The organism is Stenotrophomonas sp. (assembly GCF_050737075.1).
In the GTDB taxonomy this organism is placed as follows: domain Bacteria; phylum Pseudomonadota; class Gammaproteobacteria; order Xanthomonadales; family Xanthomonadaceae; genus Stenotrophomonas.
This window is the reverse complement of sequence record NZ_JBOHXV010000064.1, coordinates 22,301-28,831: the sequence shown is the minus strand read 5'-3', so window position 1 is coordinate 28,831 and position 6,531 is coordinate 22,301. Positions and strand designations below refer to the sequence as shown.

At 66.8% G+C, this 6,531-nt stretch carries 6 protein-coding genes; 5 read left to right on the top strand and 1 reads right to left on the bottom strand.

Going from position 1 to position 6,531, the window contains the following annotated elements:
* The first annotated feature begins 289 nt into the window (after positions 1-289).
* On the top strand, positions 290-2,185 hold the full coding sequence (locus ACREPD_RS15090) for a CocE/NonD family hydrolase (RefSeq protein WP_431600080.1): 1,896 nt from the start codon (positions 290-292) through the stop codon (positions 2,183-2,185).
* A gap of 66 nt (positions 2,186-2,251) precedes the next feature.
* Here ACREPD_RS15090 and ACREPD_RS15085 read toward each other — a convergent pair whose 3' ends face one another.
* Positions 2,252-3,346: an alkene reductase gene (locus ACREPD_RS15085; RefSeq protein WP_431600079.1), complete on the bottom strand. Its 1,095-nt coding sequence runs from the start codon at positions 3,344-3,346 to the stop codon at positions 2,252-2,254.
* 159 nt (positions 3,347-3,505) lie between these two features.
* Here ACREPD_RS15085 and ACREPD_RS15080 point away from each other — a divergent pair, with 159 nt between their 5' ends.
* The 4 genes from ACREPD_RS15080 to lldD all read left to right on the top strand — a co-directional run bounded on the left by ACREPD_RS15080 (position 3,506) and on the right by lldD (position 6,486).
* Positions 3,506-4,264, top strand: a complete 759-nt coding sequence (locus ACREPD_RS15080; protein ID WP_431600078.1) for an SDR family NAD(P)-dependent oxidoreductase — start codon at positions 3,506-3,508, stop codon at positions 4,262-4,264.
* 109 nt (positions 4,265-4,373) lie between these two features.
* Positions 4,374-4,832, top strand: coding sequence for an MgtC/SapB family protein (locus ACREPD_RS15075; RefSeq protein WP_431600077.1), 459 nt, complete (start codon positions 4,374-4,376; stop codon positions 4,830-4,832).
* Positions 4,829-5,266 carry a VOC family protein gene (locus tag ACREPD_RS15070; RefSeq protein ID WP_431600076.1) on the top strand — a complete coding sequence of 146 codons (438 nt, stop codon included), beginning with the start codon at positions 4,829-4,831 and terminating at the stop codon, positions 5,264-5,266. Before ACREPD_RS15075 ends, ACREPD_RS15070 begins: the two co-directional genes overlap by 4 nt.
* A gap of 62 nt (positions 5,267-5,328) precedes the next feature.
* Positions 5,329-6,486, top strand: coding sequence for an FMN-dependent L-lactate dehydrogenase LldD (lldD, locus tag ACREPD_RS15065; protein WP_431600075.1), 1,158 nt, complete (start codon positions 5,329-5,331; stop codon positions 6,484-6,486).
* Positions 6,487-6,531 lie beyond the last annotated feature (45 nt).

The following is a 6,531-nucleotide window of genomic DNA, read 5'->3' as shown; positions in this document are numbered from 1 at the left end:
CTGTCAAAGGGTCGGCGGGGGTGGGTTGGCGGGGGTATGAGCGGCATGGATGCCGCGACTAAGCCCCCATGGACGGGTTCACGGCGTCGCCCGCCAACCCACCGCCGCCGGCCCAAGCCAGAGAGATTCGCAGACCAAGGCTTTGGGCTTTGGGCTTCGGGCCTTGGGCTTTGGGCTTCAGGACTTTGCAATACGTGGCCGTTCGCGGCCAACCATCGGCACATAGGCGGTGGGGACGAAGAGGGATAGGCTGCGAGGGTTGGTCGCCATCACCTGCCCGGAGAGAGCCATGCGTGTTCGTGTCGTGCCTGTTGCGCTGTTGAGCCTGATGATCGCCGCCAGCGTGTCGGCGCAGACCTCGCCCATGACCCCGGATATTCCGGCCAAGGGCTTCGTGACGCCGACGGCGAACTACGACTACGACAAGCGCGAGGTGATGATTCCCATGCGCGATGGCACCAAACTGTATACCGTGATCGTCGTGCCCAAGGGCGCGCGCAACGCGCCCATCCTGTTGACCCGTACGCCTTACGACGCGGCCAACCGTGCCAAGCGGATTGATTCGCCGCATATGCGCGACATCCTGCCGCAGGGCGATGAAGTGTTTGTCGATGGCGGCTATATTCGCGTGTTCCAGGATATCCGCGGCAAATACGGTTCCGAAGGCGATTATGTGATGACCCGGCCGCTGCGTGGGCCGCTCAATACCACCAAAGTGGACCATGCCACCGATGCGTGGGACACCATCGACTGGCTGGTCAAGCACGTGCCCGAAAGCAACGGCAAAGTGGGCATGCTCGGCTCGTCGTATGAAGGCTTTACCGTCGTCATGGCGCTGACCAACCCGCACCCGGCGCTGAAGGTTGCCGCGCCGCAAAGCCCCATGATCGACGGCTGGATGGGCGATGACTGGCTCAACTACGGGGCCTTCCGCCAGGTCAACTTCGGCTACTTCACCGGGCAGCTCGCCAAACGCGGCAGGGGCCCGGCCATTCCCAGCGTCGGCTACGACGATTACACCACCTTCCTGCGCGCCGGGTCGGCCGGCGACTATGCCAAGGCCAACGGCCTGGACCAGTTGCCGTGGTGGCACAAACTGATCGAACACCCGGCCTATGACGCCTTCTGGCAGCAGCAGGCGCTGGATGCGCAGATGGCCAAGACCCCGTTGAAAGTGCCGACCATGTGGCTGCAGGGCCTGTGGGACCAGGAAGACATGTGGGGCGCCGTGCACAGCTACGCCGCCATGGAGCCGCGTGACAGCAGCAATACCCTCAACTACCTGGTCATGGGGCCGTGGCGGCACAGCCAGGTGAACTATGACGGCAGCAGCCTGGGCGCGCTGAAGTTCGATGGCGATACCGCCCTGCAGTTCCGCCGCGACGTGCTCAAGCCGTTCTTCGACCAGTACCTCGTCGATGGCGCCGCCAAGGCCGATACGCCGCCAGTGCTGATCTACAACACCGGCGAAAACCACTGGGACAAACTGCAGCAGTGGCCGCGTACCGCCGCGCAGACCCGGCCGCTGTACCTGCGCGCCGGTGGCAAACTTTCATTCGAAGCGCCGCAGGCAGGCGAGGCGACCTATGAAGCCTACGTCGCCGATCCGGCCAAGCCGGTGCCGTTCGTGCCGCGTCCGGTGCGGTTCGCCGACCGCGACATGTGGACCAGCTGGCTGGTGAAGGACCAGCGTTTCGTGGACGGCCGCCCCGATGTGCTGACCTTCGTCAGCGAGCCGCTGACCGAACCGCTGCGGATCGGCGGCGCGCCGCAGGTCAACCTGCAGGCGGCCACCACCGGCAGCGACAGCGACTGGGTCGTGAAATTGATCGACGTCTACCCCGACCAGACCCCGTCCACCCCGGAAATGGGCGGCTACGAACTGGCCGTGTCGATGGCGATCTTCCGTGGACGCTACCGCGAGAGCTTCAGCGACCCGAAGGCGATCGCGCCGAACCAGGTGCTGGACTACAAGTTCGGCCTGCCCACCGCCAACCACGTCTTCCAACCCGGGCACCGGGTCATGGTGCAGGTGCAGTCCAGCCTGTTCCCACTGTACGACCGCAACCCGCAGACCTTCGTGCCCAACATCTACCTCGCCAAGCCGGGTGATTACCAGAAGGCCACCCAGCAGGTGTGGCATGCACCGGACAACGCGTCGTTCATTTCGTTGCCTACGTACTAAGGAAAGCCGGGCAGAGCCCGGCTCTACGGTTAACCAGGAAAGCCGGACAGAGTCCGGCTCTACGGGTTAACCGGACACGCTCGGGTAATCGATGTACCCCTTCGCGCCGCCGCCATACAGCGTGTTGGGGTCCAACTCGGAGAGTGCCACGCCCAGCCGCAGGCGCTCGACCAGGTCCGGGTTGGCGATGAAGGCGCGGCCGAAGGCGATCATGTCGGCATACCCCGAGGCGACGGCCTTTTCGGCGCTGTCCTTGTCGTAGCCGTTGTTGGCGATCCACGGGCCGCGGAACTTCGCACGCAGCGCGGCGTAATCGAACGCAATGTTGTCGCGCGGGCCGCCGGTGGCCCCTTCGATCACATGGATGAAGGCCAGGCCCCCGATCGCGTCGAGGCGCTCGACCGCGCGCTCGAACAGCGGCTGCGGCTGCGAATCGTGCGCATCGTTGGCCGGCGTGACCGGCGAAAGACGCACACCGGTACGTTCGGCGCCGATCTCCGCCGCAATGGCGCGCACCACCTCGTCCAGCAGGCGCGTGCGGTTCTCGATGCTGCCACCGTATTCGTCGGTGCGCAGGTTGCTGCCGTCGCGCAGGAATTGGTCGATCAGGTAGCCGTTGGCGGCGTGCACTTCCACCCCGTCGAAGCCGGCGGTGATCGCGTTGCGGGCGGCCTGGCGGTAGTCCTGGATCAGCGCTGGGATTTCGTCCAGGCGCAGTGCGCGCGGTTCGGAGACGTCTTCAAAACCCTTGGCGGTGAAGGTCTTGCCGTTGGCGCGCAGCGCGCTCGGTGCGACCGGAACTTCGCCCTCGGGCAGCAGGCTGGTGTGCGAGATGCGGCCCACGTGCCAGAGTTGCAGCACGATGCGGCCGCCGCGCGCATGCACCGCATCGGTGACCTTTCGCCATGCATCGATCTGCGCCTGGCTGTAGATGCCGGGCGTGTCGAGGTAGCCCTGGCCAAGCGGACTGATCTGCGTGGCCTCGGCAATGATCAGGCCGGCGCTGGCGCGCTGCTCGTAGTACTGGATGGCGAGCGGGTTGGGCACGCGTCCTTCAATGGCGCGGTTGCGGGTGAGCGGGGCCATCGCGATGCGGTTGCCGACCTCGATCGCGCCGAGCCGGGTGGGGGTGAACAACGTGCCGTCAGTGGACTGGGTCATGTGCAGTGCCTTGGGGAAGGGAGTCGTGCAGGGCTACGACAGCCAGCATACGGCCGGGTGCGTTGCAGCGATGGGAAGCATTGTTGCGGTGCGCTATGTGCACGTTGTGTAACGCATTCCAGGCGTAGGCTCAGAGGGACTCAAGCAGAGGCAAACGCAATGATCGATTACCAACTGAAGGGCAAGGTCGCCATCGTCACCGGCGGCGTCTCCGGCATCGGCCTGGCCGTGGCCGAACTGCTGGCCGATTCCGGTGCGGCGGTGGCGGTGTGGGACCTGAAGGACGACGCGGTGCAGAAGACCGCCGATGCGCTGCGCGCGCGAGGCGTGAAGTCGATCGGCGTCGCCCTGGATGTCACCGATGAGCAGGCCGTCGAAGCGGCCGTGCAGCGCACCGTGCAGGAACTGGGCGGGCTGGATATCGCGGTCAACAACGCCGGCATCGGCGGGCCCTCGGCGAGCAGCGGCGACTATCCGGTGGACGGCTGGAAGCGGGTCATCGACCTCAACCTCAACAGCGTGTTCCTGTGCCAGCGTGCGCAGATCCAGGCGCTGCGCAAGGCAGGCAAGGGCGGCAGCATCATCAACATGGCCTCCATCCTGGGGCAGGTCGGCTTCGCCAATTCCGCCGCCTACGTGGCGGCCAAGCATGGCGTGGTGGGGCTGACCCAGACCGCCGCCTGGGAGCATGCCGCCGACAACATCCGGGTCAATGCGGTCGGGCCGGGCTTCATCGCCACGCCGTTGCTGGACAAGATGGACCCGGCGGTACGCAAGGCGCTGGAGGCCAAGCATGCGCTGAATCGGCTCGGCAAGGCCGAGGAAGTAGCGGCACTGGTGGCATGGCTGGCCAGCGCGGACGCCTCGTTCGCCACCGGTACCTACTACGCCATCGACGGCGGCTACCTGGCGCAGTGATCCGTACGGAGCGGGGCACGCCCCGCTCCTGCACGCGGCGCTCACGCCCGATTTCACGGTGCTGCCACGACCGCCACGCAAGTCTTCGCGCATAGGCGAGGAGAAGTGGATGGGACTGGAACAAGATCTTTCGATCCTGCTGCGCATTGCCGCGGCGATGCTGTTCGGCGGCGTGCTCGGGCTGGAGCGCGAGCTGGGCAAGCATGCGGCGGGGTTGCGCACGCATATGCTGATTGCCGGTGCGGCCGCGTTGATCGTCGGCCTCGGCGACAGCATTGCCGAACACTTCCAGCAGGAGCGCTACCGCGACCTGCTGCAGGTGGACCCGGTGCGCCTGATCGAAGCCGTGGTGGCCTGCGTGGGTTTCGTGGCCGCCGGCACCATCCTGCGCGGCAGTCGCGAGGATGAGGTGAGTGGCCTGACCACCGCCAGCTCACTGATCATGGCCGCGGCGATCGGCATCGCCGTCGGCATCGGCGAGTACGTGATCGCCATCGGCGTCAGTGTCATGTGTGTCGTTGTATTGACCGTCTTCCGCCGGCTGGCCAAGAAACTGGAGTCGCCATGAGCAGTCAACGTCCCTTCGAAATCCAACGCATCGACCACGTGGTGCTGCGCGTGCAGGACCTGGCGCGCGCCGTGGCGTTCTACCGTGACGTGCTGGGCTGTACGGTCGCGCGCGAGCGGCCCTCCCTGGGCATGGTGCATCTGCATGCGGGCGCGTCGATGATCGACCTGATCAGCGTCGATGGCACGCTGGGCAGCCGCGGCGGTGCCGCTGCCGGCGCGCAGGGGCGCAAGTTGGACCACCTGTGCCTGCGCGTGGATCCCTTCGATGAGGCGCACCTGCGCGAACACCTGAAGATCCACGGGGTGTCGGTGGATGGCCCGGCGGCCAGCAACCTGGGGGCCGAGGGCGATGGGCTTTCGCTCTACCTGCGCGACCCGGATGGCAACGGCGTGGAGCTGAAGGGCCCTGCCAGCGCGTGCGGCTGCGGCTGAGAGTGCGGCATAGATCTTTGGTCTAATGGGCGGGCCGCATTCGCATCCGCCATGGTTGGACCATGATCATTTCCGCTTCCACCGATTACCGTGCTGCCGCGCAGCGCCGGCTGCCGCCGTTCCTGTTCCACTACATCGACGGCGGTGCCTACGCCGAGCACACGCTGCGGCGCAACGTCGCCGACCTGGCCGATATCGCGCTGCGCCAGCGCATCCTGCGCAACGTGGCCGACCTGAGCCTGGAGGCGGAGCTGCTGGGTGAGCGCATGGCCATGCCGGTGGCGCTTGGGCCGGTCGGGCTGACCGGCATGTACGCCCGGCGCGGCGAGGTGCAGGCGGCACGCGCCGCCGCCAGCCGGGGCATTCCGTTCACCCTGTCCACGGTATCGGTGTGCCCCATCGAGGAAGTTGCGCCGGCCATCGGTCGGCCAATGTGGTTCCAGCTGTATGTGCTCAAGGACCGCGGTTTCATGCGCAACGCGCTGGAACGGGCCAAGGCCGCCGGCGTCACCACGCTGGTGTTCACCGTGGACATGCCGACGCCGGGGGCGCGGTACCGCGATGCGCATTCGGGCATGAGCGGACCCAACGCGCCGCTGCGGCGCATGCTGCAGGCCGTCACGCACCCGCGCTGGGCGTGGGACGTGGGCCTGCGCGGACGCCCGCATGACCTGGGCAACATCTCGGCCTACCGCGGCAGTCCGACCGGGCTGGCCGACTATATCGGCTGGCTGGGCAGCAACTTCGATGCATCCATCTCCTGGAAGGACCTCGAGTGGATCCGCGAGTTCTGGACCGGCCCGATGGTGATCAAGGGCGTGCTGGATGCGGAGGACGCGCGCGACGCCGTGCGCTTCGGCGCCGATGGCATCGTGGTGTCCAACCATGGCGGCCGCCAGCTGGACGGCGTGCTGTCCACCGCGCGCGCGCTTCCGGCCATTGCCGATGCGGTCAAGGGCGAACTGGAGATCCTGGCGGACTCCGGCATCCGCAGCGGGCTAGACGTGGTGCGCATGCTGGCGCTGGGCGCCGATGGCGTGCTGCTGGGCCGCGCCTTCGTCTACGCGCTGGCCGCGCAGGGGGAGGCCGGTGTGGCCAACCTGCTGGATCTGATGGCCAACGAAATGCGCGTGGCGATGACGCTGACCGGGGCGCGCAGGCTGGCCGATATCAGTGCCGATTCGCTGGTGACGGAACTCCGGCATGCCAACCTGCGGTAGGTACCCACCGTTGGTGGGTACGCAGCCGGTGGCGGACACGCAGCC